Below are 26,701 nucleotides of genomic sequence, written 5' to 3'. Positions count from 1 at the left end.
AGTCAGCTTGATAAACCCGCCCCTGCGGGTTCCGCAGTCAGCCATAATTCCCACAAGTCAGCTTGATAAACCCGCCCCTGCGGGTTCCGCAGTCAGCCATAATTCCCACAAGTCAGCTTGATAAACCCGCCCCCAGGGTGCGCGATCGGCCACGCACCCCACAAGCCAACTTTCGCTCGCCCCCCCTGGCTGTGCGTAGGGTGCGTCACATCCGATCAGCCACTGGGAAAACGAAAAACTTGCGCTATGTGACGCACCTTCTGAGGCCATGAAACACACAAGCCAACTTTCGCTCGCCCCCCCACGCCATAAAACACACCGGGATATTACACCCGCCCCTACCCCATCAATTCCCAACATAACTCCCGAAAGCGATCGCCACGATGTTCAAAACTGCGATACTGGTCAAAACTAGCACAGGCGGGGGAGAGCAAAACAGCCTTAGCTTGGAACACACTAGCCAATTCCGCCGCGCGGGGGATGGCATTTTCGAGAGTTTCCACAATTTCGACATTGTGATAGTCAGTTTCCTGTAACCTTTGAGCAAAGGTGGGGGCTGCCGTTCCGATTAATAAAACCGCCGCCGCTTTTTGGTGAATAGTATTAATCCAGTGGGTATCATCACCAGCTTTAGCTTCTCCACCAGCAATTAAAATCACAGGTGGTTCCACTGCGGCCAATCCGACCTGAGCCGCATCATAATTAGTAGCCTTGCTATCATTAATCCAGCGAATTCCCATCCAGGTGTTAACCTCTTCGAGGCGGTGAGGAACTCCAGGAAAAGTAGAAATAGCGTGAGCAATTGCTTCCTTGTCAATTCCGGCTATTCGGGCTGCGGCTACAGCCATAAGTAGGTTTTGGCGATTATGGTCTCCCACCATTTTCAGCGAGTCAACTGGTGCGATCGCGCATCCGTTTTGGTAGACCCAGTTTTCTTGAATATATACACCCCTCTGGCGATCGCCCAATAATTCCTCAGCACCATTAACGCTAGTCCAGACAGCTTGTGGCCAGAGTTCCGGTGCGGCTCGCCGGAGATAAGCGTCATCACCATTAAAGACCTGCACCTGGGAACGTTCCATTAAACGAGCTTTAATCCGAAAATAATTATCTAGCGTGTAATGGCGGTTAAGATGATCTGGGGTAAAGGTAGTCCAGATGCCGATTTGAGGCGCGAGGGTTGATGATGACTCAATCTGAAAACTGCTAATTTCAGCAATGACCCAATCTAAGGGTGTCGAGGAGTTTTGTTGTTGTTGCAGCGCCAACTCACAGACAGCATTACCAATATTTCCGCAAGCCGGGGCCGCACTTCCCGCCACTTCAAATATTTTAGCAATCAGGGCCGTGGTAGTAGTTTTGCCGTTAGTCCCCGTAATTCCCACCCAAGGGATATCCTGGAGATTTCGCCAAGCCAGTTCCATTTCGCCGATAGTTTCTATACCCAGACTGCGGGCGGTTTCCAATGCTGGCAAATCCCAGGGAACCCCGGGACTAACCACTACCAAATCTGGTGCCGTGTCGGGGTCGAAATTCTGCCCCAAATTAACTGTAATTCCTTCCTCAATGAGGGTCTGACACTGTTGCTGTAGAGATTCTGATGTGTTGCGATCGCTAACAGTTACCTGCCATCCCTGAACCTTTAACAGGCGCGCCGTGGCATTTCCTGATTTTCCCAGACCAATAATATGAGCGTTGGGCATTGTATCCTTACCCTGCACCTTGATTGAGCATTTTTGATTCTATCAGAAGAGGCTGATTTTAAGTGACCTTAGGGGAGTTTATCCGGTTATTAATATTTTTGGCGTTTAATTATATCATAAAAAATTATTTTGTCAAGTTACTTGACAGATTGTAACAAAAACGTTACATTGGTTAACATAAATTAATAAACGGGATTACCCCAAGAAGTTCCCACTGACCTTGGTGAAACTTTCTTAGTAGTAATTCTGATGCAATTATCGGAGGATAAAAAATGGTTATTTTAGCAGCTTTATTTATCAGTGGTTGGCTGGCTGTTTCTGTAATTGGAACTATGGCTTATTTTCGTGGTGAACAGTCCAAACCCATCCACATGAGAAACTGGAACTCTGATTCCTTTGACAGTCTTTCTCAGGCGTTAACAGGTGTAGCCGTAGACTATAGCCAACGGGTTCCTGCTTACAGTATGGATGCTTACCGCAGCCAGAATTTCTCCAAGTAAATTCTCTTCAGTCACCAATAGCTTTTAGACTCTCTTCTTGAGGGCAATCCTAACGGGTTGCTCTTTTTTTTTTATAGTGATATAATCATCACCCGTGGGGGGTAATTAGTTTTTAGTCTCTACCTTGAGGAGCATCATAATTTGATGTCAATTATCATGTCAAGGCGGGTTGAGAATGCGGGTTAAGAATCAAGAATATTTTAATCCCAGGACTCCATAGAAGAATCAGAAGTTTGATTATCCAAAGGTAAAGCATCAACAGATAATTGTTTGAGTTCGGGAAGTTTTACCACTTCTTTTTCAGTTTGTTTAACATTAATAGGTAACTGTAAAGGTTTGACCTTCTCAATCCAACAACTAGCCAGAGGTAAAGTTTGTTCAAGTTCATCAAGGGGACGAGGGATGACCATCACTGCATTTAATTCGCCAATGCGTTCAGCCTCATACATTCCAGCTTCTAAAGCCACTGCTACATCAGCAACCGAACCCCGAATAATAGCAGTACATAGTCCCGCGCCAATAATTTCATAGGAAGCGAAATAAACATCTCCCGCCTTCAGCATCGCATCAGCCGCGCCGACCATAGCAGGAAATCCTCTCGTTTCCAATAAACCTACGGCTTGATTACTGAGGCGAGAGTGACCGCCACTGGCTGCTAATTGGGAGAGACGAGACCCAATCGGTAAAACATACTCTAAGTTAGGGAGAGGCCTAGCAATGACTAGGGAAGAAACAAACTGATTGAACTGTTTAGCAGTATCAACTCCGGTTTCAATGGCTAGGCGGATATCAGCAATACGACCGCGCACAATAGCGGTACAGTAGCCACTACCGATTTTTTCATACCCAACCAGGTGAACACCTGCAGATTTCAGCATCATATCAGCAGTGCCGACGATCGCTGGAAAACTGCGGGTGGAGATTAACCCCAAAGCAGTATCTTTAAATTCTGGCTCAGTATTGCGCCTTTGGGGAAATGAGGTTTGCAAGTGTTCATCCATGACTGTATTTTACCTGCTAGAGAGAAGACTTGAGAATCCCGATGGATTAATCTGGGGATTTTCGCGTTCATCAACCCCAGTTTCTCTCAAAAATTAGGGGGTTTTCTATGGGGGAGCAAAGTCTTTAACAACTCATTGATTTGAGTTTGTCCGTAGACCTGCGGACCTTTGCGAATTGAGGGTTCTGGTTCTGGTTCTGGTTCTGGTTCCGGTTGGGGTTCTGGTTCCGGTTGGGGTTCCGGTTCCGGTTGGGGTTCCGGTTCCGGTTGGGGGATGAAATCAACCTCAGTAGCAGAAAAATTGACCTGACGAGATTGATCACCAATTAATGAACCGGAAGCTACAACGTGCTGAGATGGGATATCAGAATTAATCAAAGTTGACTCTGAACCAATACAAGCCAGAGCCCCAATTTTTCCAGCACCGACGATGAGTACAGTAGTACCAATACAGACACCCTTATCTATTTCTAGGATACCCTGATCAGCATGAATAATAGTCCCCATACCAATACAGACCCCAGCAGCGATCGCAATTTGGCTATCAGGAGCGGCGGTAATTACCACTCCTGGGGCGATGGCTACACTGGGGTCAATGGTGACATCGCCACTCACATAGTAAGCATAATCCGGGTGATGGGGTGGCGACATACACATTCGGCTTGAACCTCTGAAAAGTAAACAGGGATTTTCGAGAGAGTTAATTAAGGTCGTTGGATAATTTCCTCAAGAACCCGACGCTTGGCTTGAGCATCAATACCAATCAAGCGAACATACTCACCGCTATGTTCCTGCATACAGCCTTCTAGGGCTGCCATAACCTCCCGTTGATTATTAGAGTCGATGGGGGTACAGCTACGCCAGGACCCCGTGCGGAAGCGACGCTTATCAGCGTGTTCCGTGCCAATTTTATAACCCTGAGCCAGGAGGTTTTTAACTTGCTCAATAGTTTCAGAAGTCAAACTACTATTAGCAGATGAGTAGGATGATTGAGCTGAACGACTAGAGGGCGCAGGGGAAGCCGCGCTAGGACCAGGGGTAGCAGAAACCCTACCGTCAGGTCGTTGGATAATCTCTTCAACCGCCCGCCGTTTAGCTTTTTGGTCAATGCCAATTAAGCGGACATATTCCCCTGTATGCTCGTTCATGAAGGCATCTAATTGACTGAGAACAGCCGAAGCACTGGAGCTGTCAATTTGGGGACCACTACGCCAGGAACCCGTGCGGAAGCGACGCGCGTCGGCGTATTCCGTGCCAATTTTATAGCCTTGGTTCAGGATTTGGGAAACCTTTTGTGCCAAGTCAGAACTACCAGTAGCAGTAGTTCTGGAGGGGCTGGCTGTGGAAGCTGCGGCATTGGAGACCTGACCGTTAGAGGACTTACTAGCGACAGGACCATCAGGACGTTGGATAATTTCTTCAAGTACCCGGCGCTTGGCTTTGCTATCAATTCCCAACAGGCGGACATATTCGCCTTGATGGTCTTGCAGACAGGCGGCTAAGGCTGATACAACTTCGCTGGTGTTGCGGGAGTCAATGGGAGCGCAACTGCGCCAAGAACCTGTGCGGAAGCGACGTGCGTCGGCGTGTTCGGTACCAATTTTATAGCCTTGGGCTAGAAGTTGGCTGATGGTTTGTACCGTTTCTGGGGGAATAGGCCCTGCGCCTAGGTTGCTATGTCCGCCAGATCTAGCGCGGCCACCATTACTGCTGCTTCCCTTAGTTTCATTTCGTAGGGGACTGATGCAGGCGAGGTTTTCTGAACACTGATAACCTGCTGCTAATGCTTGGTTAACTCCCACCACATGAGTTGAGAATTTGATATCAGTATCTGTTACGCTCGGTAAGCGATCGGCTTGTTGTTGGTTAGTGATAATTGCTCCTGAGGGAACATATTTTCCGGGGGGAATTTCCACATCTTGGATGAGGGCGTGCATCATGACAATACAACCATTTCCGACTCTGGCATTGAATACAGTAGAGCGGAAACCAATAAAGCAATTGTCCCCGACATAAGCCGGACCATGAATCAGAGACAAATGGGTGATTGAGGAATTTTTACCAATCCAAACGGAGTAGGATTGACCATCATCTCCTTTGACTTTGCCTTCATCTAAGCCGTGAATAACAACGCCATCTTGAATATTGGACTCATCGCCAATATAAAAGGGGAATCCTTCGTCAGCGCGGATAGAGGTTCCCGGGGCGACCAGGACATGAGCGCCGATGCGAACATCACCGATGATATTCGAGAAGGAATGAACGTAAGCTGTGGGGTCAATTTTGGGCTCCGCCAGGTTTTTAGACCAGGGTGTGGGAGGAGCCGCATGGCCTTTAACTGCCATAACTGAATTTCTCCTAACTAACTTTTTATAGGGTTGACTTTTGGTGGTACGGATAATCGATGAATTATCCCTGTAGGGGCTGGTTATTCGGTATTTTCGCGCCTTCGGGAGTATACTTGCAAACCTCCCCGTACCAGGCTTTGGGGTTAACCCAGCTCTGTTGCTCAACCTAAACGGTTCTGCTGTTTTTGACTGTAAATCTGGCCATTAGCAGTGCTAACGGTGTCAATAATGGCAACTACGGCTGCATCACTGGGTCGATTTTCGCTTCCAGGAATTTGGCGAGCCGCACTTCCGAGACTAACCAGAACCCACTCACTAAAACCCGCACCCACATAGTCGCACGCCACTTCATATTTTGATGTTGGCTCTCCCTGTTCATCTAAGAGTTGCAATAGCAAAAACTTGGAACCTCGGAGACTGGGTTCCTTCTGGGTACTAACAACTGTGCCAATAACTCTGGCAATTTGCATCTTAATTTGATGTTAAGGAACTGTACGGCAGGAACATTTTTCCCCCCGACTGAGCAGGAAAATAGATGGGGTCAATTGGTAGATTGACCTACTACGGGCGAACTATGCAGTCGGTTCGGGCTTGGCTGTGGTTGAACTACATACCCCTAGGGGTCATTGGAGTTAACCTACGGACGGTTAAGAGGACGTATCCCGGCGACGCTTTCACGGAATTGTTCTACCGCTTCGGTGTAACGAATTGGTAGGACATATTCTAGGTTTTCATGGGGACGGGCAATAATATGGGTGGAAAGAACTAACCCACCATTTACCCGTCGCACCGACTCGGTTCCGGCGGAGACAGAAGCCTGAACTTCTGACACATCTCCGCGAACAATGACGGTGACACGACCGCTACCGATTTTTTCGTAGCCTACTAAGGTTACGCGGGCAGCTTTTACCATGGAATCGGCTGCCTCTACTACCGCTGGAAAACCCAGGGTTTCTATCATGCCAACTGCAATGGCCATAGTATGTTTTGACTCCTGAACCTCGATTTGATTACCACGCCTAGATGTCGCACAGAACACTGGTTTCTACTCGGTTCGGCTCTGATGGCTTCTCAGACAAGCTATCAACTCCCTGATCCTAATTTTCAGGGAGGGAGTTTTCAGAACTTAGAGACAAGATTGGCCTTGTCTGTACGACTTTTTCGGCGATCGGGTGAGGGGGTTAACGCTTGCCCCATTACGTCTAGTAGGACCGGAACTGTTCGACCGCATCGGTGTAACGAATTGGTAGAACGTACTCTAGATTTTCATGGGGACGAGCAATGATGTGGGTTGATGATACTTCTCCACCATTCACCCGTTTGACTGACTCAATGCCAGCGGAAACTGATGCTTGTACCTCGGAGACATCTCCTCGGACAATCACGGTCACACGACCGCTGCCAATTTTCTCATATCCGACTAAAGTAACGCGCGCGGCTTTTACCATGGAGTCGGCTGCTTCTACAACAGCCGGAAAGCCTATGGTTTCAATCATTCCAACAGCGATGGACATCTTACAACTACTCCTAATTACGGACAGACTGAACTCAACTGGGCAAATCTCTTGCTAACTGAGTCCCATGACCACAAAGACTAATGATTCTTTTTGTGTATGCGGAAAAATTTTTCAACCTCCCTCAAATTATAAGAATACGAGAATTGTGGCTTCTTTGACAATATTAATCTGGATTATAATTTCTCATGTTCGAGATTATTTTTATTGATTGTTAATAGAAATTAAGGTTTTTTAAACAAAGTTAATATTTGGAGACAAAAATGCCGATTTATCTTGACTTTTGTAACAACTTGTGCTATATCCCAAAGGCAGACCCTAGGTAATTTGACTAGAAATGGCTGGTTATTGGGGATGAATTTGACGATTAGCTCTGTTTAGGACGGAAATTCTGATATATTAATCTGAGGGTTAATATTTCTTTATGTAAGTTAAATGATTCAGTTCCTCCTACAAGCTAGTTGGTGGATACCCATATATGGTCTCATGGGGGCAGTGTTGACCCTTCCTTGGTCAACGGGGTTAGTCCGACGCACAGGGCCAAGACCAGCAGCCTACTTTAATATATTGATGACTTTAGTGGGTTTTATCCACGGTGCGGTAATTTACCGATCTATCTGGTCAATGCCGGGTCAACAAATTCACATTGCATGGTTACAAGCTGCGGGATTAGACTTATCTTTTGTCCTAGATGTTTCTCCCGTAAGCCTAGGAGCCGTGGAACTGGTCACAGGTATCAGTCTAGTGGCTCAGGTTTATGCCTTGGGGTACATGGAAAAAGACTGGGCGACGGCTCGGTTTTTTGGTTTGATGGGCTTTTTTGAGGCGGCAGTGAGTGGTTTGGCTTTGAGTGACTCGCTGCTACTTAGTTATATTTTGTTGGAATTGCTGACTCTCTCAACCTATCTACTGGTGGGTTTTTGGTATGCTCAACCCCTGGTAGTCACGGCGGCGCGAGATGCGTTTTTAACTAAACGAGTGGGAGATGTATTGTTGTTAATGGGGGTGGTTTATATCGGCACGATCGCCGGTAGTTTAAACTTCTCGGATTTAGAACTATGGTCGGAAACCCACAATTTACCACCCCTTACGGCGACTTTATTAGGATTAGCCCTAATTTCTGGACCTATTGGCAAATGCGCCCAATTTCCCCTACACCTATGGCTTGATGAAGCTATGGAAGGTCCAAACCCGGCTTCTCTACTCCGAAATTCGGTAGTAGTGGCGGCGGGGGCCTATGTTCTGATTAAACTACAACCAATTGTCGCGCTGTCTCCGGTGGTGTCGGACACTTTAATTGTGTTGGGAACAGTAACGGCTATTGGGGCTTCTTTGGTGGCGATCGCTCAAATTGATATCAAACGAGCGCTTTCCCACTCTACTAGCGCCTATTTGGGTTTAGTGTTTGTAGCCGTAGGTCAAAGCCATGTGGATATAGCCCTGCTGTTACTATTCACCCATGCGATCGCCAAATGTCTGTTATTCATGAGTGCAGGTTCAGTAATTTTGACCACCAACACCCAAGACATGACCGAAATGGGGGGATTATGGTCTAAAATGCCTGCCACCACCACTGCATTTATTGTTGGTGCATCAGGAATGGTAGCCGGATTACCTTTAGGGATGTTCTGGACTTTCCGAAGGTGGGTAAGTGGTTTCTGGACTGTACCACCTTGGTTATTGATTTTGTTGCTGCTGGTGAACTTCCTCACCACCCTAGGATTAACCAGAGTTTTCGGCTTAGTCTTTACTGGTCAGTCGCAACCGAAAACCCGACGCGCCCCAGAAGTCCTGTGGCCGATGGCTTTACCAATGGTTTCCATGACTATTGTGACTCTGTTAGTGCCGATGATGCTACAAAGCTGGCAACTATTACTGAGTTGGTCAGGAACCTTCGTAGAAGCGCCCGTCTCTGGAGTCCAAGAAGTAATTAACCATGTAGCTTTACCCCTGTTGTTGGTCTCAAGTGTATTAGGGGTGGGTATAGGTAGCAGTATTTATGTATACGGGCCGGGGAGAGAACCCTATAAATTCCCCTACCAACCCATACAGGATTTACTCGCTTACGATTTCTATATCGATCGCCTTTATGGTCTGACCGTTGTATTTTTGGTTAATCGTATCTCCGCCATCAGTTATTGGATCGATCGCTATATCATCGATGGGTTTGTCAACGGCTTAGGTTTAGCCACCCTCTTTAGCGGTGAAGGACTTAAATATAGTATTTCTGGACAATCACAGTTTTATGTCTTCACCATAGCCACAGGTATAGCCGTGTTGTTGATTTTAATGCTGTGGCCATTTTAGACCCCTTCCCGACCACATTAACCGTAAAAATCGATGCTAAGTGTTTTAATTTGGATTCCGCTGTTAGCTGCCCTCCTGATTGTACTCTGGCCAAACCTCAGCCCCCAATTATCCCGTCAAATCTCCCTATTAACCGCTGGCGGGTTATTGGTGTGGTCTCTAATTTTGGCAAGGTTATTTGATCCGACTGTAGCCGATCTACAGATGGTAGAACATATTACCTGGATTCAACCCCTCGGCTTAAATTACTATCTGGGGGTAGATGGTTTATCCTTGCCGTTGGTGATTATCAATGCCTTATTAGTAGCGATCGCTATTTGGTCTTCTGACTTAGACATTTCTCGACCCCGGCTATATTATCCCCTGCTGTTGATTATCTTTGCCGGAGTCGCTGGCACCTTTTTATCCTCCAACCTGCTGCTGTTTATACTGTTTTACGAAGTCGAACTAATTCCCCTGTATCTACTCATCGCCATTTGGGGAGGCAAAAACCGAGGCTATGCAGCCACCAAGTTTCTGCTTTATACAGCAGTTTCCGGTCTGTTAATTTTAGCCGCCTTTTTAGGCATAGTCTGGTTAACCAAAGCACCTGATTTTGATTTGGATACCCTCATAACTTCCACTTTGGGAGTGTCCGCATTACCCCTCACTACCCAACTAATTCTACTGGGGGGACTGGTAATCGGATTTGGTATTAAAATCCCCGTAGTCCCCTTTCATACTTGGCTACCCGATGCCCATGTGGAAGCCTCAACCCCTGTATCAGTTTTATTGGCGGGGGTATTATTAAAGTTGGGAACCTATGGTTTACTAAGGTTTGGGGTCGGTTTATTTCCAGATGCTTGGAATGCGATCGCCCCTTATGTCGCGAGTTGGGCAGTAGTTAGCGTTTTATATGGTGCTTCCTGTGCGATTTCACAAAAAGATATCAAGAAGATGGTCGCCTATAGTTCCATCGCCCACATGGGTTATATTATCCTAGCTTTTGCCGCCGCCTCTCCCATCAGTTTACTCGGTTCAGTCATGCAAATGGTTAGTCATGGCTTAATTTCTGCCCTGCTATTTTTAACAGTGGGAGTAGTTTACAAAAAATCGGGAAGTCGAGATATCGATGTGATTCGTGGCTTATTAAACCCTGAACGCGGTTTACCTTTAATCGGTAGTATAATGATTGTCGCGGTTATGGCTAGTGCTGGTATTCCCGGTTTAGTGGGATTTGTATCAGAATTTCTTGTCTTTAGAGGCAGTATGGAAGTGTTCCCCGTGCAGACTCTTCTGTGTATGGTGGGAACTGGTTTAACTTCTGTTTACTTTCTGATTATGATTAACCGTGCCTTTTTTGGTCGCTTGTCCGAGTCAGTCATTAATTTACCAAGGGTACAATGGCGCGATCGCATTCCAGCTATAGCCTTGGCTGTGATTATCACCTTTCTAGGACTACAACCGACCATCCTAGTTAAATGGACTGAAAGCACCACATCAGCACTCATGTATAAGCCCCCAATTGTAGCTCAAATTGAATCAAATGTCAAGGCGATCAGCTTAAATTAATCTCGTCACTCAATCAAAATTGCCCACCATCTAAACTTGTGAATTTATCCACTATGACCAGCAATCAAATCCACCCATTGTTCAAATATATTGAACGCTTAGAAGCTGGTGATGCCTTATTACCAGACTCTCCCCAAAACCTCCTTGAAGTAGTTGGCATCCTCAAAAGTTACGGCATAGTTTTAGATGCCTACTCCGACAACCTGATTTATGTGGCTGACCATCAATTTTTAGTATTTTTCCCGTTTTTTAAATACTTCAATGGCGATTTAAATATCCCCAAATTGCTCAAGTATTGGTGGCACGATCGCATTAATTATGAATATGCCGAATATTGCATGAAAGGGATGTTATGGCATGGGGGAGGCGGACTAGATTCTTACTTGGATTCATCACAATTCCAACAGTTAGCAGAAGCAGCTATTCAGACTAAATTTAAAGGCAATAGTTTCATTCTGCTACTACATCAGATGTTCCCAGAATTTCTACCCGAACAAGTACGACAGTCAGCCTATTATAGCGCTTTGGGGCAATTTTGGCGAGTCATGAGTGATATTTTTATCTCCCTTTCTGACCTCTATGACCAAGGGGAAATTAAATCCATTCCCGCCGTAGTGCAGCATATCTTAGATGGATTAGTTGCCGCCGCCAATAATCCAATTACTTATGGCGTTAAATTGGGGGATAAAACATTAGATATAATCCCTAAATCTGCCGGACTCACATTTTTAATGGATACAGCAGTTCCCTATGTGGAAGCCATTTTTTTCCGTGGTACACCCTTCCCGGGTACAGTATCCTATAACGCTCAAGTTCATCAAATCCCCAGCCTACAAAAAGAATTTACATACGGTGCTTTATACGCTGACCCCCTCCCCATTGGTGGTTCCGGTATTCCCCCCACTCAATTAATGCAGGATATGCGCCATTTTTTACCTGATTATCTCCACAATATTTATAATAATAGTTGCCGAGGAGAGGATGATTTGCGTGTGCAAATATGCCAAAGTTTTCAAAAGTCTATGTTTTGTGTCACGACAGCCGCCATTAAAGGACTAGCACCCTATCCCCTGAACACTGACGACCCCGAACAAAAAAAGGCTAATCGCGCCTATCTGGAAAATTGGTTAAATCGGTTTACCACTTCCCGTTTGTCTGAGGTTAATCAACCTACTTCGACAGATTTTCAACCGTTTCTAGTGCGTTCATAGTTCATCTCAATTGGCAAATTTTTACTTTCTGAATTATGAGTTATTCAAGACTGCAAACTCTGGGAAGATATCTGCGTCCCCATTGGCAAATATCACTATTAGGAACAGTGTCTCTGTTCGTGGTAAATGTGGTGGGGGTTTATATACCTTTACTTATTCGTAATGGTGTAGATGACTTACAAGATGCCGTAGAGTTTCAGGAAGTAGGATGGCAGGTTTTATTGATGGTCGCCCTAGCATCAATTATGTGGGTGATTCGCATGACATCCCGAATTTTAATTTTTGGGGTGGGGCGACAGGTAGAATTTGACCTAAAACAGAAGATTTTTAATCATCTTATTTTCCTGGAATCTTCCTATTTTTCTAATAGTAGAATCGGGGATTTAATTAATAGGGCAACCTCTGATGTTGATAATATTCGGCGGTTGGTAGGCTTTGCAGTCCTGAGTTTAATTAATACCATATTTGCTTATGGTTTGACTTTGCCAGTCATGCTGGCTATTAATATTAAGTTGACTATATTATCGATTTCGGTTTATCCGTTGATGTTAGTGTTGGTGCAGATTTTTAGCGGTAAACTGCGAGATCAACAGATGGAAGTGCAGGAAAAACTCTCCGATTTAAGTGATTTAATTCAGGAAGATATGAGCGGCATATCTTTGATTAAAATTTATGCTCAGGAAACCGCAGAAAGGCAGGCTTTTCGAGAACATAATCAAGGGTTATTATCGGCTAATTTGAAGTTGGCGAGAACTCGAAATTTCTTGTTTCCTTTATTGGGAGGTTTGGCGAGTTTAAGTCTCCTGATTTTGCTGGCTGTGGGAAATGAGGCGATCGCTCAAGGTGATTTAAGTATCGGGGATTTTGTCGCCTTAGTATTATATGTCGAAAGGTTGGTATTTCCCACCGCTTTATTAGGCTTTACTATTACCGCTTATCAGCGGGGAGAAGTCAGTGTTGACCGGGTTGAGTCTATCCTCAGTATTAAACCTAAAATTCAAGATCCACCTCAGCCTATACCCCTGATAACTCCCGTTAAGGGGTGGTTGAGTGCGAGAGATTTAAACTATACTTACCCCGCCGCCAAAACTCCCGCCCTTAATCATGTTAATTTTACCATTCTACCAGGGGAAACTGTCGCGGTAGTCGGTCCTATTGGGTCGGGAAAAACTACCCTAGCTAATGTAATTCCTCGGCTGTTGGATATTGATATAGATAGCTTTTTTATTGATGGTCAGGATATCACTCAACTCTCTCTGGCGCAACTGAGAAAAGTAATTGCTTATGTTCCCCAGGAGAGTTTTCTATTTAGTACCACTATTGCTAATAATATTTGCTATGGTAATCCCTCAGCATTGCGATCGCAAATAGAAGCCGTTGCGAAAATTGCTCAAATTCACGATGAAATCACCAATTTTCCCAAAGGTTATGATACAATAGTTGGGGAGCGGGGTATCACCTTATCTGGTGGGCAGCGACAACGAACTGCCCTAGCTCGTGCCTTGCTTTGTGATGCTCCTATCTTGATTTTAGATGATGCCCTCTCTAGTGTAGACAATCAGACAGCCACCGACATTCTCTATAATCTGACTAGCGGGACTGTACGCCAAACGGTGTTATTCATTTCTCACCAAATGTCAGCTACAGCCAAAGCCGATCGCATTTTGGTGATGGACCAAGGCACAATAGTACAGACCGGAACCCATGACCAGTTACTACAGGAAGAGGGACTATATCGGAGACTTTGGCAACAGCATCAACTCGAACAAATGCTGGCTTGATTACAATAGGAATCATCAACTGTCAATTTATGAAACCAGAGTATGAGTGTATCGGTTGGCAACGAGTTACTACAAAAGGGAAAAACCCTCCAGAATACGGGTTTGTGTGGTTTGACCATGCAAGTAGTTTTTGCCTTCGTCGCGATTTTATCATTAATTTTCACCACCACAGGTAGAAGTATTTCTGATGATGCTAACCCCGCCCTCGGTGTAAGTGTAACCTTTGCAGTTACCGGACTAATTATCGCCGGATTTAGCATTGTTATATCATTTCGCTATGCCAACATAGGCAAACAGTTATTATCCCTCAATACAGTCAAACCCAAAAAATCCGACACAGTTAGACTCTTGCGGGTCGGCTTATTATTGGGAATGGTTGGTATCCTGATTGCATTAATGGGGTCAGGTATAACCGCATCGGTATTAATTGCCAAAACCATTTCGCAGCCACCAGGAACCACCCTAACCGAAGCCAGTGAGGCGGTTAGAGCCCTGGATGTATTTGTGATGATTGCCAATTTAAATGTACTAGCAACCCATTATGTTGGCAGTGTAGCATCAATTTGGCTACTTTATCGAATTTAGTTGCCGCGCAATCTTCCTAGGGTAGTAATATAAATAACCGCTTCATCGGTGGGGATACCCAACACCTCATTAACCAGGTTATCAAAAAAACCACCGATACCACTAGCACCTAAACGTAGGTGGGTGGCGGCGAGGTTCAATCTTTGGCCGAGATGACCAGCATCGCTATGTAAATAACGATAAGCGCGATCGCCATATTTAGCGATCGCCTTGTTCAAGTCAGCAGTATGAAAAAGCAGCGCCGCCGCATCTCGTCCCAAATCTTGTCCCAAACACAGATAATGCAACTCTCGCCGAAAATTTTTAAAGCGAATTTGCCTAAGTTCCTGTGCTTTGGGGGCATAATAATAACATCCCTCCTCTAGTCCATTCACCCCAGAGACAGCGATAAAAGATTCAATCAGACTCAAATCAAAAAAGTCCGGTGCAGCATCTAAACCCTGATAACCGTAGTGCTGATGTTGATAGGTAAAATCCAGTAGAGCGAGTAATTCTTCCAGGTTGAGATTCCCCCCACTATAGCGACGGGTTGATCGTCGGCGCAATTGGGCTGTATTTAACCCCTTGAGGTCTTTTCCCCAATCAATGGCAGGGGTGACAGTCGAGACCTTGGTGCAGAAGGGGAAATTATATTTATCTTCGGGTTCTTCTTCTGATGCTAATTTTTTCCAGCCTTGGGAACCGGAGGTGTCCGATTTAATTTGGCTGGCACAGTGGAGGTAATGGAGCATTTCCCCATCGGGAATTTCGGGATAGTCGGTTTGGGTAGCCGAGGGTAAGGCGGTTCGGAATTGGGGAAGGTTCTGGTCAATTTCCAGTAAGTCAGCCAAAGCCACCACAGCGATCGCTGCTTCCGTTTCCGAATCCAGGTATAGTAAGTTATTAAGGGTTTCGTCGGCAAATCCGCCAATTAGATGGGGACGATAGGAATTTAAGGCTCCTGCTAGTTCCAAATTACCCAATAAGTGACCTGTATCGAGAAATATGCGACGATAGGCGCGGTCTTGGTATCGCCAAGCTGAACGGTAAAATACAGCAGTAACGACCATCGCCAGTTTAGTATTTTCCAGGCATGGATGCCAAAAACAGGCTTGTTTCAACTCCGACCAAATTTGGCTATCCCAAAATTGCACTAGGGAGTGATGTAGGGTTTGATAGTTATACAGTCCCGCTGGTAATTCTGGGGTTCCCCTGGAAACTAGATAGATTTCGGCTGGATACAGTCCCCCGGCTGAGGGTGACGATCGCAAATAGTGAAATCCGCTAGTTGTGGCTAGTTTAGCGGTTAACCCATAGGTATGTAGTAGTAGACTAGATAATCGCTGCCATGGGTCTGTGTTGGCTGTGGGAATTTGAGGATCGGATATTTCTTTGAGATAGGGTTTCAGGTCAAATACCGTGCCAATCTTGTATTCTTTGAAGGGTTCTGGTTGTTTAGTCCAGTCTAACTGTTGACCCTTAGAGGCTAAGGTGTCGGGATCGTATTTGGTTCGCTCATGGTAGTATTGGGCGATGGATTTCAGTGGTTCTGACATTATGACACAGGTTAAATGTGAGGACGGACAGAATCGTTAACGGGAAAGCCAGAGATGCGATCGCGCTATGTGGTCAAAGTCCTAACGCCACTCCCCAAGTTTACACTTTTTTAGTGCGATCAGCTCGCAGCAACTGAGCAAATCTTAGCACAGTTACCAGTCAATTAGGCTGTCTGGGTTCACGCTACACAGGTTTTTCCTGCCAAATCTTGATGGGGAATTTCCACAAAATGCTTTCGCAAGTGGCGAGAGTTAATCTGATTATCGGTGGCTGACCCATAGCGCCATAATTTACTGGTGAGCAAGATTTGTGGGAAAATCAGCTTATTAACTCACCCATCAGTATACATACTTATTGGTCTCCCCAACCATGAAACCCCAGACTAACTTTATTGTCATTGATACAGAAGGACAACCGATTCTGAAAGCTATGGCGATCGTTGATCATCAGGGAAACTTAATTTATGAAGCCTTTGACGAAAGACATTGCCAAAATCCCCAACTTATCGACCAAAGTAAACCCCTGAAAACCATAGTTAATGAATTCTTAGCTATAGCCGGATCTCAAACCATTATCTGTCACTATGCACGTCATGATATGGAAGTGCTTAGGAATACATTTCGCGCTGTCGGTGTCCGACCACCTCGCCTCAGTTTTCAATGCAGTTTTGAATTGGCTCAACGCTATCTTCCACAATTAGGAAGTAATAGCCTACAAACTATTAGCAAACAGCTAAATTTAAGCCGGGATGACCAGACCAATAACCGCGATTTCCTCCATCGTGCCAAACATGATGCCTTATTTACTTATCAACTTTATCGACGCATGATTAACGAACTATTAAAAACTCGACTGCAACATCAACCCAACCCCTTTGGAACCAGCAGGGTTGATACTCCTTTCCAAAGCCACATTGATTTTAGGGCGATTTTTGACAATGAATTTGAGCGACTAAAACATATTCTTTCTGATATTAAAAATGATGTCAATCATCAGAGCAAAGGAGCCGTAGTTATTGGGGAACCAGGTTCTGGCAAAACTCACCTAATGATGAGATTAGCCCAAGATTTATTAACTAAGAATAGGCTCTTATTTATTCGGCAACCTAATAATCCTGACACGGTTCTATTTCATACCTATAGCCGCATTCTGGAGTCTTTAATTCAAACAGTTCCTGACAGTTCACATACTCAGCTTGAATATTTGCTGGCTAATAGTTTCGCGCAAATCATCAAAAATACTCAGGATTATGCTACCCCTACCACCCAAAAAGATGAACGATTAATTGAGTTAATAAAAGCCGATAATCTCAAGCTATTTACCGACCTCGGAAAAGAGGATACTCGCCTGAAACGAGAATATTGGCAACACATAGAAAAACGTGCTTATGATTGGTGGATTAATCAGTTTTCTTCTGCTGGATATGCGCCCAAAATTCTCAAAGGGATAATTCGGTTTTGTGGCTATACCGATTTTAAACGCCGTCAAACTATTACTCAGTGGTTAGCTATGAATGATGTAGCACCCGAGGAGTTAGAAAAGGTCGGTTTGGAAAGCTGGGGAGAAGACACCAGTCGGGAGGAAATTTCCCTGGCGGCGTTGGCGGTTTTTAGTAAGCTGTCTCTCTTGGATGAACCCTTAATTATTATTTTTGACCAGTTAGAAGGTTTGGGTCAAAAACACAATGAACGACTGTTACAAAGTTTTGGAGAGGCGGTTAAGGAAATCTTTACCCATGTTCCCAATAGTTTAATTATCTTAAATCTGTTTCCCGATCGCTGGTTACAATTTCAGCAGGTTTTTGATGGTTCAATTATTGACCGTATTTCTCAATCTCAAATTATCCTAAATAAGCCATCTAATGAACAACTCAAGCAATTACTTGATTTAAAAGCACAGGTGGCTGATGTGACTATTGATGAATTATTTGAACCCCAGGAAATTGCCGACATTTTAACTGCGCCTTCTATTCGTTCAGTTGTGAATGCGGCGGCGGACTACTACCGCTATAAAATTGATGGTATTTGTTTACCTCAGCGACCTGATAAATCGGGTAATTCTGGGGTTATAGGGATGATGGAAAAACAAATTCATCAGTTGAGAGAAGAGGTGGCGGAACTCAAATTCATTGTCAGTAAATTAGTTGATACTTTTAATTTAGCCGACGGGGAAAATATTGTCAGAGTTTTTCCTAATGGTATGGCGGCTAGGTCGCCAATTAACTCTTCTCGGCGTAGTCAATTAGAAGATTATCTACGACAGCAAAGGGGTATCCTAGAACAGAATTATGGTCAACCAGCGATTATTTCGGAAAGTGATGATTTCGGGAAATTAAAGATGATTATTGAATCATTAAAGCTGGTTTTGTCTCCCCTGAGTGTGGATATTTTGCGACTGGGGAAACGGGTACTTCCTGAACATTTGGTGATTAAGACAGCAACCCATCAATTTGCGATCGCTTTTTTGCACCAAAGCGGGACTCGATTTTATCACCGGATGAGAAACTTAAACGAATTGGTCAGCCATCGTCCTGATATTCATTTTAACCTGTGTCGAGATGCGCGGGAAGATTTGATATCAGGAAAGTCTAGTAAGATAGAGTTAGAAAAGTTCTGTCAGGGGAACAATAGCCATTATCTTCTGTTTGACCGAGACCAACGCATCACTTTTGAGTTAATTTATCAGGCGATCGTTGATATCCAAAATCGCGATTTAGAGATAGATTTACCAGAAGCCTTAGATATTCTCCTGTTAGACTACCAGGACTATTGGCTATTCCAAAACCTCACTCAACTCACCCTAGATGGTTAGCAACCAAATAGCTGAATAGTTGAGTTCAGAAATAGGTTGGATGATGCTTTCGTCTCACCCAACCTATCGGTAACTTACGACACTGTAGACATCAACTTGGAAGAAGATGCAATTTCGGGTACTTTATTCCAAGTATGATCAGAGATGGTATCAGGGACTGGAACCGGATAACCCATACCTCGCCAAAATTCTTGAACTCTTGTTTGTTTAGCTTCCAGACGAGTTTTTAGCATTTCCGCTGCTTTCTCGGGTTCGCCACAACCACAGAAAAATAAATCAGCCGCAAAATAGCCATATTCAGGCCAAGTGTGAATGGCAATGTGGGACTCGGCTAGGGTAGCCGTGGCGGTTACACCATGAGGACTAAACTGGTGAACACAGATATCTATAAGGGTAGCACTTCCTGCTGCGATCGCATCAAGAATGGCTTGACGGATCAGATCTGGGTCGTTTAGGATATCAGCGGGACACTGCCACGCATCGACAACAATATGGGTTCCGAGTTGTTTCATTTTTGGTGATTTCACCCCCCTTTTCGTGGGTTGTAAATGGTTATGCTGGGCTCAAATCAGCAGTCGCTACTTCAGTTTAAGTCCGGGGAAAATAACCGAGTTTTAGAACTCTCCTCATGGGACAAATAGGGCCATCTTCCGGCGACGCTAGATTTTCGTACTCCAGCCTCTGCTATTGTAGCACTCTGTTATAATAATTGATCGCACTGAACATATAATTTAATTTTTCCGTTCAGTGCTATTGATGTACTTCTGGACTTCAGCCAATTTTGTCCCCAACCGACCACCCAACAGTCACCAGTCAACCCCAAACTACCCCCAAACCGTTTCTGAAGTGGGCCGGGGGTAAGACTCGCTTAATTCCTCAGTATACTACTTACTTTCCCGACAATTATCAAGCCTATTATGAGCCTTTTTTGGGCGGTGGTGCTATCTTTTTTTATCTGCAACCTAACCGAGCAATTTTAAGTGATATTAATAGCGAGCTAATTAATGCTTATCAATGTGTGCGTGATGATACTCAGTCGCTGATTAGCAAGTTAGAACAGCATCAGCAGAACCATAATCAAGGTTATTATTACCAGATGCGATCGCAAAAATTTGAGAATCGGCTTGACCAAGCCGCGCGCCTTATTTATCTCAACAAGACTTGTTTTAATGGCTTATATAGAGAAAATCGCCAGGGTCAATTTAACGTACCTATGGGGAAATATAAAAACCCGAAAATTTGCCCGAAAGAATTATTGATCACCGCCTCGAAAACTCTCCAATCTGCAACTCTTCAAGTCCAATCATTTGAAGCCATTGTCAATGAGGCTAATTCTGCTGATGATTTTGTCTATTTCGACCCTCCCTATCACCCCCTGAGTCCCACCAGTAACTTTACCAGCTACAGCCATCATAAATTTGGGGTTGATGAACAGGAAAAATTAGCCGAAATCTTTAAGACCTTACACAACAGAGGAGTGAAGGTGATGCTATCTAATTCTGATACTGAGTTAATCAGAGACTTATATAAGGACTTTAATATCCACCCTATCCAAGCGGGTAGGGCGATTAATTCAAATCCCCAAAATCGGGGAAAAATTACGGAACTTTTGATAACTTCCTATTAGGATAGGACGGCTAGTTTAATAACAAACTAACACAGAAACAATCAGAAAGATAGCCACAGCGCTATGTAGGAGATAATCTCGCTGAGGTTTGAGTGTAGCAGCAGGTTGAATAAAGTAAATCTTGGGTTCTTGCTTATCTTTGTTGATGGTATACATACTACTGGACTTGTTTGTGTGAGTTGCTTATCAGTAAATCTAAACAAAATCTAAAGTTTTGTCAAACAATATTGACAAAAGATTACTTATATGTATGATAAGCCAAGCGATCGCCTGTGAAAAATCCGACTCCCGGCGACTTTCGGGTGGGGCGGGTTGAGGGAACAGCAATGCCCAGGCTATAAATTTCTGGTAAAGTAGGAAGGGGATATCCCCTTGATAGCGCGAAAAGTAAATTATGCTACAAACCGCAGCCCAGAACCCAGGTGCAGTTCACAGCGATTCAAAATTCGATGTAGAACTCCGTAAAGTATTCAAAGTATTCAACGGGGAAACCGCAGTGAGGGCGGTAGACCTAGACATAAAGCGGGGAGAATTTTTCAGCATTCTCGGACCGTCAGGCTGTGGTAAGACCACGACACTGCGGCTAATTGCTGGATTTGAAACCCCATCCGCCGGGGAGATTCTCATCAGGGGTCAGTCAATGAACCAAACCCCAGCCTATCAGCGCCCGGTAAATACAGTTTTCCAGAGTTATGCCCTATTCAATCACATGAATGTCTGGGATAACATCGCCTTTGGGTTGAAATTAAAACGCCTAGGGAAATCGGAAATTGAAGCGAAAGTCCTGGAAGCCCTACAATTGGTAAAGATGGAATCGTTTGCTAACCGTTATCCGAACCAAATGTCAGGGGGACAACAACAGCGGGTAGCTTTAGCGCGGGCTTTAGTAAATCGTCCAGCGGTGCTACTATTAGACGAACCCCTGGGAGCGTTAGATCTGAAATTGCGTAAACAAATGCAGATGGAGTTATCAAATTTGCATCGCAATTTGGGGTTAACCTTTGTGATGGTAACTCACGACCAAGAAGAAGCGATGAGTTTGTCCGATCGCATAGCGGTAATGCACGAGGGTCGCATTGAACAAATTGGCAGCCCCAACGAAATTTACCAACATCCCCAGACCCCCTTTGTGGCTGACTTTATTGGAGACACTAACCTATTTAAGGGACAAGTTGAACAAGCCAATAAGGAGGCTATACAAGTATTAACGGACACAGGGTTACAGATTATCGTAGCCATGAACAAGCGATCGCGCAATGACTACCCAGCAGTATCGCCTCATCAATTACGAGGGGGGGCGAAGGTTGTAGTTAGTATCAGACCCGAAAACATTACCCTACATTCTGAACCGCCAGAGACTCCCGGAAATAGTTTTGCCGGAAAATTAGTCGATCAGATGTACTTAGGTACTCACTTACAGTACATTGTCAAACTGAACACAGGGGTAACCCTAATGGTGCGACAGTCTCAGAGTTTAGGAGAAAACCTAGATTATGATCGCAATATTTATGTCTGTTGGAAACCCACAGATTGTTTAGCCCTACCGGAACCTCAACACCGCTAAAATAGTTGTTGTAATATTATGGTTTTGATGGCAACGGTAAAAAACAGTGCCCCCAAGGAAATTACGCCCGTTTGGTTTTCATAAAGGGATGCAGACCCGGCGCGGGTTTCTGCAATCGACTATGGCGGCGGCGATCGCCTCTTCCGCGTCAGGCTGTGGGTGGACTTTAGGCGAAATCAAAACCACCCCCAGCACCCGCTTCTCATCAGATACCCTGTATATATATACTTGGGCCGGATACACCGATCGCGATCTGCTAGAACGCTTTACCCAGGAAACGGGGCTGAGAGTAGTGGCAGATGTATTCGATTCTAATGAGGCTATGTTAGCCCGTATACAGGCGGGAGGAGCGGGAGCATATAGTATCATCTACCCCTCGGAATACATGGTACAGAAGATGGTAGCACTAGGGCTATTAGCTGAATTAGACCATACCTTAATCGTGGGGTTAGAAGATCTATTTCCCAAATTCCAAAATCCCGATTATGACCCCAACTCCACTTATAGCGTCCCTCTGAGTTGGGGAACTACAGGTTTAATTTACAACAGCAGACTATTACCAAACTCTCCCGAAGACTGGGAAGATCTATGGACATATCAAGACCAACTCAGCCGTCGGCTAACCCTACTTAATGATGTACGGGAAGTGATGGGAGCTAGTTTGCGGCGTTTAGGCTACTCCTACAACAGCACCAATCCTAGGGAGATTAATCAAGCCTATCAGGAATTGGTCAAGCTGCGAGGAGCGATCGCATCTTTTACCACCGATGCTTGGCGACCTCAGATGATTGTAGGAGACTTACTCCTAGCCATGTGCTATTCTTCCGATGCGGCGGAAGTGATGCCCGAAAACGAAGATTTAGAATACATCACCCCCGTTAGTGGTTCTTCCCTGTGGATTGATACCCTGGTAATTCCCAAAAGCGCACCTAACCCAGAAGGTGCTTATCAGTGGATTAATTTTATGCTGCGACCAGACATCGCCACCCAAATTGTCGAACGCCTCAGCTTTGCTACCCCCTCCCTAGTCGCCTATCGTCAACTTCCCCAAGAACTCCGGGAAGACCCAGCCCTATTTCCCCCAGAAAGCGTGATTGCCAACAGCGAAACAGTTTCGCCCCTACCACCAGAGATAACCGCCCTTTTTGATCGCTATTGGACTAGACTCACCAGTGGTTAATTGGAACATCGGGTGCTACTACGAATTAAACCTTAAAAAAATGCTCAAACTCTATTATGGCTGTATCTACCCCCCCTAAGACCCCTTATGAACCTCCCACCACACCGGCTAAAACTGGCATCTCTCAGATCTGGTCAAAGTTAGCTGGACCCGTAATTATGCTGGGACCGGCGGGGCTGTGGTTACTACTATTGCTGGTGTTTCCCACCCTGGTGATTTTTCAACTCAGCTTAGTGGAGAATATTCGCCCTGGGGATGTGGTAATTCCTGATGGTCTGGGTAACTACCTGCGGGTATTTGAACCCATAAATTTGCGAGTAATTGCTAGATCGGTTAATTTTGCGATCGGAACCACAGTTTTTTGTTTGTTGTTAGGGTTTCCCGTAGCTTACTGGATAGCCGTTATGGCTCCCCCCAAGTCGCGTAACCTTCTACTATTAGGGTTTGTTCTGCCTCTATGGACATCTTCCTTGCTGCGCTCCTATGCCTGGATTACCATTTTACGACCCACAGGAGTGCTAAACTCATTTCTGGGGTTATTGGGATTACCTACTTTAGCACTACTTAATAGCAGTCCAGCCGTTTTAATTGGCATGACCTATAGCTATTTACCCTATATGGTAACCGTGCTGTATGCCTCCCTGGAAAAACTAGATCGCCGTCTGTTGGAGGCTTCCGCTGATTTAGGAGCCAAGCCTCCCGAAACCTTCTGGAAAATTACAGTTCCCCAAGCTAGGACCGGAATTATCGCCGGGTCACTATTAGTATTTATTAGTTCCCTGGGAGATTTTGTCGATCCAGAACTGTTAGGCGGCGCTTCTAGTATGACCGTATCTCGGCTGATTTACAATCAGTTTTTAGGAGCCACTCAAAACTGGGGTTTTGGTTCAGCCCTAAGTATGGTGCTAATTTTTGGGGTGAGTATAGCGATCGCTCTTTTAATCCGCTACGGTGATGGCAGACCCTCAAAATAAACAGGCGACCAACTCCGGCGCGTGTATAAAGTTGCACCCTAGCGTCCAGGCTCACTCCAGCACCCGCCCCTACCAAACTTAAAATTCCATGCAGGATATTAACAATCACAATCATCAGTCAGACATTCCTCAAGAAATGCAAAAGCCTAAAATGAGATTTCGGGTATCTTGGCAGATCATATTTGTTGGTCTGATGTTCCTGTATATGTATCTGCCTATCTTGGTTCTCACCTTTTATAGCTTTAATCAATCCCGCTATAGTGCTGGGTGGCAGGGATTTACCCTACAGTGGTATGTCAAACTTTTTCAGGATACCCGCATCCTTAGCGCCCTGAAAAATAGCCTCACCGTTGGCTTGAGTGCCGTAGCCATATCAGCAGTCATTGGAACCCTGATGGCTGTCGGACTATCTAGGTTTCGGTTTCCGGGAAAAGGTATTTATCTGGGGGTATCTTACCTGCCCTTAATTATCCCCGACATTGCGATCGCTGTTTCCACCCTAGTATTTTTAGCAGCCTTAGCCATTCCCCTGAGTTTATCAACTATCATAGGCGCTCATGTAGTCTTCTGTCTCGCCTATGTCGCCCTGGTCGTATCCACTCGCCTGGCTGACCTAGACCCCCACTTAGAAGAAGCTGCATTAGACTTAGGGGCGACACCCGAGCGAGCCTTTATCAAAGTCTTGCTACCCCAACTGATGCCCGGTATCATTTCTGGCTGTTTATTAGCCTTTGTGCTGAGTATGGATGATTTTTTGATTGCCAGTTTCACCGCCGGAAGTGGCGCAACTACCCTACCTATGGAAATTTTTAGCCGCATTAGAACCGGAGTTAAACCCGATATTAACGCCCTCAGCGTCATTTTGATTATGGGTTCCGGGCTGTTAGCATTTGCCGGAGAGTTTCTCAGAAATCAAAGTCAGAAGAACTGAAAAATTGTCTTGGTTCCCGTATACGGGGTAAACTGTTTGTCTTGCTGTTCGCCATGAACGTGGCTTAAATTTAACCTGTGTGGATAACATCATCAAAAGATACGGTTCTAACTCCGACTGCTGTTGCCTTGGGTAACTTCGATGGATTTCATCGAGGACATCAACAGGTAGTCCGACCCATTCTCAACCCCAATCAAGTAGCCGTAGATTCCCAGAAGGTAGGGGGCGGATATTCCGAGACAACTCCGCCATTCGGGATTTCTGGCTATGGAACAGTGGTCACTTTTAATCCTCACCCCCAGGAATTTTTTACAGGTCAAACCAAAAAACTGTTAACTCCCTTACCGGAAAAAATTGAGATTCTACGCAGGTTTGGGGTTCAGCAGTTGGTGCTTTTGCCTTTTGACAAAGATTTGGCTAGTCTCACCCCAACTCAGTTCGTTGAGCAGATTTTGGTGGAGTATTTACAAGCTACTCGGGTGAGTGTCGGTTTTGATTTTCGCTTCGGTCGCCATCGCATGGGTAGTACCGACGACTTAAAGGCGATCGCCTCTCAGTATGGTATTGATGTCGAAATAGTTTCTCGCTTTCCCTGTCCTTATGGCGATCGCATCAGTAGTTCCATCATCCGAGAATCCCTTACAGAAGGTCATCTTAACCGTGCTAATCAACTATTAGGACGTGCTTATACCCTCCTCGGTGAAGTGGTACAGGGTCAACAATTAGGGCGGACTCTGGGATTTCCTACAGCTAATTTACAACTGCCACCAGAGAAGTTTTTACCTCGATACGGTGTTTATGCAGTCCTGGTTACCGGACTTGCTGCCCGGTACGGCAAAACTATCGCGCCTCAGTTAGGAGTGATGAATATTGGTTGTCGTCCTACTGTAGCTGGAGACAATCCTACCGTTGAGGTTCATTTATTAGATTGGGATGGGGATTTATATGGTCAGAGTTTGACTGTCAGTTTAGAGGGGTTTTTGCGACCAGAACAAAAATTTGCATCCCTTGAACAGCTAAAGGCGCAAATTCAAAGGGATTGTACCCACGCGCGAACCTATCTCCAGGCTAGGAAAAATCTGCCCCTACTGGATTAATCTAGTTGCCTGACTAATGTTGATTTTGAACTGCTCTATAAGGCTATAGTTCTCGTCGGGAATAAGGTTTCAATCCACACCTGCGCCCCAGAACATAGCTTTTTGAACGGTTGATATAGTAGGCGGCAAGGCCCATCAATTATTATTTCCGAAGCATACAAGGTTTTATTGCCTTTGTTCAAGATAATTGGTGGTTGTAGCAATTGTTGGATGTCGCTTATCTCTCCTTGGGTTTCCCTGAGTATGCGGTTGTTGTTACCAATGACTTTCTTGTTGATATGAATATACGTGGGTTTATTCTTAGGACGGCTACATTGCCAAGTAGGCTTCGGACCACGCCCCCCAGGAGTGATTTCAGGCATTTCGCCAGTTAAGGGAATGACCCACATCCTACCAATTCGTTGACACTGATACATTTACGCGACATTTATCCGGCTATTGCCTGACAATGCGACGATAGCACTATTACCCGTTAAGGTAA

At 45.1% G+C, this 26,701-nt stretch carries 25 protein-coding genes; 13 read left to right on the top strand and 12 right to left on the bottom strand.

Features of this window, described 5'->3' with window-relative positions:
* Positions 1-338: 338 nt before the first annotated feature.
* A complete protein-coding gene (gene murD / locus ACTIE0_RS12565; protein ID WP_006623505.1) occupies positions 339-1,703 on the bottom strand; it encodes a UDP-N-acetylmuramoyl-L-alanine--D-glutamate ligase in 1,365 nt (454 codons plus the stop codon).
* 272 nt (positions 1,704-1,975) lie between these two features.
* On the opposite strand from murD, the gene ACTIE0_RS12560 reads away from it, so the two are divergent.
* On the top strand, positions 1,976-2,203 hold the full coding sequence (locus ACTIE0_RS12560) for a photosystem II protein, Psb35-related (protein ID WP_006623506.1): 228 nt from the start codon (positions 1,976-1,978) through the stop codon (positions 2,201-2,203).
* A 200-nt stretch (positions 2,204-2,403) separates the two neighbouring features.
* Here the strand turns inward: ACTIE0_RS12560 and ccmO are convergent, their stop codons facing one another.
* The 6 genes from ccmO to ACTIE0_RS12530 all read right to left on the bottom strand — a co-directional run bounded on the left by ccmO (position 2,404) and on the right by ACTIE0_RS12530 (position 7,065).
* Complete coding sequence (ccmO, locus tag ACTIE0_RS12555) at positions 2,404-3,204, bottom strand: beta-carboxysome assembly protein CcmO (RefSeq protein ID WP_006623507.1); 801 nt, start codon at positions 3,202-3,204, stop codon at positions 2,404-2,406.
* Between the two features lie 86 nt (positions 3,205-3,290).
* Complete coding sequence (gene ccmN / locus ACTIE0_RS12550; RefSeq protein ID WP_006623508.1) at positions 3,291-3,860, bottom strand: beta-carboxysome scaffolding protein CcmN; 570 nt, start codon at positions 3,858-3,860, stop codon at positions 3,291-3,293.
* 47 nt (positions 3,861-3,907) lie between these two features.
* Positions 3,908-5,548, bottom strand: coding sequence for a beta-carboxysome scaffolding protein CcmM (gene ccmM, locus ACTIE0_RS12545; protein WP_006623509.1), 1,641 nt, complete (start codon positions 5,546-5,548; stop codon positions 3,908-3,910).
* Positions 5,549-5,712: 164 nt separating this feature from the next.
* Positions 5,713-6,021: a beta-carboxysome shell vertex protein CcmL gene (gene ccmL / locus ACTIE0_RS12540; RefSeq protein WP_006623510.1), complete on the bottom strand. Its 309-nt coding sequence runs from the start codon at positions 6,019-6,021 to the stop codon at positions 5,713-5,715.
* 167 nt (positions 6,022-6,188) lie between these two features.
* Positions 6,189-6,530 carry a carbon dioxide-concentrating mechanism protein CcmK gene (locus tag ACTIE0_RS12535; RefSeq protein WP_006618785.1) on the bottom strand — a complete coding sequence of 114 codons (342 nt, stop codon included), beginning with the start codon at positions 6,528-6,530 and terminating at the stop codon, positions 6,189-6,191.
* A 223-nt stretch (positions 6,531-6,753) separates the two neighbouring features.
* Positions 6,754-7,065, bottom strand: a complete 312-nt coding sequence (locus tag ACTIE0_RS12530; protein ID WP_006618784.1) for a carbon dioxide-concentrating mechanism protein CcmK — start codon at positions 7,063-7,065, stop codon at positions 6,754-6,756.
* Positions 7,066-7,500: 435 nt separating this feature from the next.
* Here ACTIE0_RS12530 and ACTIE0_RS12525 point away from each other — a divergent pair, with 435 nt between their 5' ends.
* The 5 genes from ACTIE0_RS12525 to ACTIE0_RS12505 are packed head-to-tail and all read left to right on the top strand — an operon-like array spanning position 7,501 to position 14,500.
* On the top strand, positions 7,501-9,372 hold the full coding sequence (locus tag ACTIE0_RS12525; protein WP_006623511.1) for an NAD(P)H-quinone oxidoreductase subunit F: 1,872 nt from the start codon (positions 7,501-7,503) through the stop codon (positions 9,370-9,372).
* Between the two features lie 33 nt (positions 9,373-9,405).
* Complete coding sequence (locus ACTIE0_RS12520) at positions 9,406-10,923, top strand: NADH-quinone oxidoreductase subunit M (RefSeq protein WP_006669326.1); 1,518 nt, start codon at positions 9,406-9,408, stop codon at positions 10,921-10,923.
* Positions 10,924-10,976: 53 nt separating this feature from the next.
* Positions 10,977-12,134, top strand: a complete 1,158-nt coding sequence (locus ACTIE0_RS12515) for a CO2 hydration protein (protein WP_006669325.1) — start codon at positions 10,977-10,979, stop codon at positions 12,132-12,134.
* 35 nt (positions 12,135-12,169) lie between these two features.
* Positions 12,170-13,915 carry an ABC transporter ATP-binding protein gene (locus tag ACTIE0_RS12510; protein WP_006623514.1) on the top strand — a complete coding sequence of 582 codons (1,746 nt, stop codon included), beginning with the start codon at positions 12,170-12,172 and terminating at the stop codon, positions 13,913-13,915.
* A gap of 42 nt (positions 13,916-13,957) precedes the next feature.
* A complete protein-coding gene (locus tag ACTIE0_RS12505) occupies positions 13,958-14,500 on the top strand; it encodes a DUF3611 family protein (protein WP_006669324.1) in 543 nt (180 codons plus the stop codon).
* Here ACTIE0_RS12505 and ACTIE0_RS12500 read toward each other — a convergent pair.
* Positions 14,497-16,035 carry a SagB/ThcOx family dehydrogenase gene (locus ACTIE0_RS12500; RefSeq protein WP_006623516.1) on the bottom strand — a complete coding sequence of 513 codons (1,539 nt, stop codon included), beginning with the start codon at positions 16,033-16,035 and terminating at the stop codon, positions 14,497-14,499. The genes ACTIE0_RS12505 and ACTIE0_RS12500 overlap by 4 nt on opposite strands.
* A 179-nt stretch (positions 16,036-16,214) precedes the next feature.
* Positions 16,215-16,340: a hypothetical protein gene (locus ACTIE0_RS12495; protein WP_006623517.1), complete on the bottom strand. Its 126-nt coding sequence runs from the start codon at positions 16,338-16,340 to the stop codon at positions 16,215-16,217.
* 65 nt (positions 16,341-16,405) lie between these two features.
* Between ACTIE0_RS12495 and ACTIE0_RS12490 the strand changes: the two genes are divergently transcribed.
* The gene (locus tag ACTIE0_RS12490; RefSeq protein ID WP_006623518.1) at positions 16,406-18,847 is read left to right on the top strand and encodes an exonuclease domain-containing protein; all 2,442 of its coding nucleotides are present in this window, start codon (positions 16,406-16,408) and stop codon (positions 18,845-18,847) included.
* A gap of 74 nt (positions 18,848-18,921) precedes the next feature.
* On the opposite strand, the gene speD is transcribed toward ACTIE0_RS12490, so the two are convergent.
* Positions 18,922-19,359, bottom strand: coding sequence for an adenosylmethionine decarboxylase (speD, locus tag ACTIE0_RS12485; protein ID WP_006623519.1), 438 nt, complete (start codon positions 19,357-19,359; stop codon positions 18,922-18,924).
* Between the two features lie 269 nt (positions 19,360-19,628).
* Here speD and ACTIE0_RS12480 point away from each other — a divergent pair, with 269 nt between their 5' ends.
* On the top strand, positions 19,629-20,474 hold the full coding sequence (locus tag ACTIE0_RS12480; RefSeq protein WP_006623520.1) for a DNA adenine methylase: 846 nt from the start codon (positions 19,629-19,631) through the stop codon (positions 20,472-20,474).
* 15 nt (positions 20,475-20,489) lie between these two features.
* Here the strand turns inward: ACTIE0_RS12480 and ACTIE0_RS12475 are convergent, their stop codons facing one another.
* On the bottom strand, positions 20,490-20,630 hold the full coding sequence (locus ACTIE0_RS12475; RefSeq protein ID WP_006623521.1) for a hypothetical protein: 141 nt from the start codon (positions 20,628-20,630) through the stop codon (positions 20,490-20,492).
* A gap of 238 nt (positions 20,631-20,868) precedes the next feature.
* Here ACTIE0_RS12475 and ACTIE0_RS12470 point away from each other — a divergent pair, with 238 nt between their 5' ends.
* The 5 genes from ACTIE0_RS12470 to ACTIE0_RS12450 all read left to right on the top strand — a co-directional run bounded on the left by ACTIE0_RS12470 (position 20,869) and on the right by ACTIE0_RS12450 (position 26,220).
* A complete protein-coding gene (locus tag ACTIE0_RS12470; protein ID WP_006623523.1) occupies positions 20,869-22,038 on the top strand; it encodes an ABC transporter ATP-binding protein in 1,170 nt (389 codons plus the stop codon).
* Positions 22,039-22,126: 88 nt separating this feature from the next.
* Positions 22,127-23,218, top strand: a complete 1,092-nt coding sequence (locus ACTIE0_RS12465; RefSeq protein ID WP_006623524.1) for a polyamine ABC transporter substrate-binding protein — start codon at positions 22,127-22,129, stop codon at positions 23,216-23,218.
* A gap of 56 nt (positions 23,219-23,274) precedes the next feature.
* The gene (locus ACTIE0_RS12460; protein ID WP_006623525.1) at positions 23,275-24,192 is read left to right on the top strand and encodes an ABC transporter permease; all 918 of its coding nucleotides are present in this window, start codon (positions 23,275-23,277) and stop codon (positions 24,190-24,192) included.
* Between the two features lie 88 nt (positions 24,193-24,280).
* On the top strand, positions 24,281-25,123 hold the full coding sequence (locus ACTIE0_RS12455; protein WP_006623526.1) for an ABC transporter permease: 843 nt from the start codon (positions 24,281-24,283) through the stop codon (positions 25,121-25,123).
* Between the two features lie 77 nt (positions 25,124-25,200).
* Positions 25,201-26,220, top strand: a complete 1,020-nt coding sequence (locus ACTIE0_RS12450) for a bifunctional riboflavin kinase/FAD synthetase (RefSeq protein ID WP_006623527.1) — start codon at positions 25,201-25,203, stop codon at positions 26,218-26,220.
* A gap of 35 nt (positions 26,221-26,255) precedes the next feature.
* On the opposite strand, the gene ACTIE0_RS12445 is transcribed toward ACTIE0_RS12450, so the two are convergent.
* Positions 26,256-26,636, bottom strand: a complete 381-nt coding sequence (locus tag ACTIE0_RS12445; RefSeq protein WP_006623528.1) for a hypothetical protein — start codon at positions 26,634-26,636, stop codon at positions 26,256-26,258.
* Positions 26,637-26,701: the final 65 nt, after the last annotated feature.

The organism is Limnospira sp. (genome assembly GCF_051859755.1).
Lineage (GTDB): Bacteria > Cyanobacteriota > Cyanobacteriia > Cyanobacteriales > Microcoleaceae > Limnospira > Limnospira fusiformis.
Note: the sequence above shows the minus strand (reverse complement) of the source record. Positions and strands in the feature narration are given on the sequence as shown.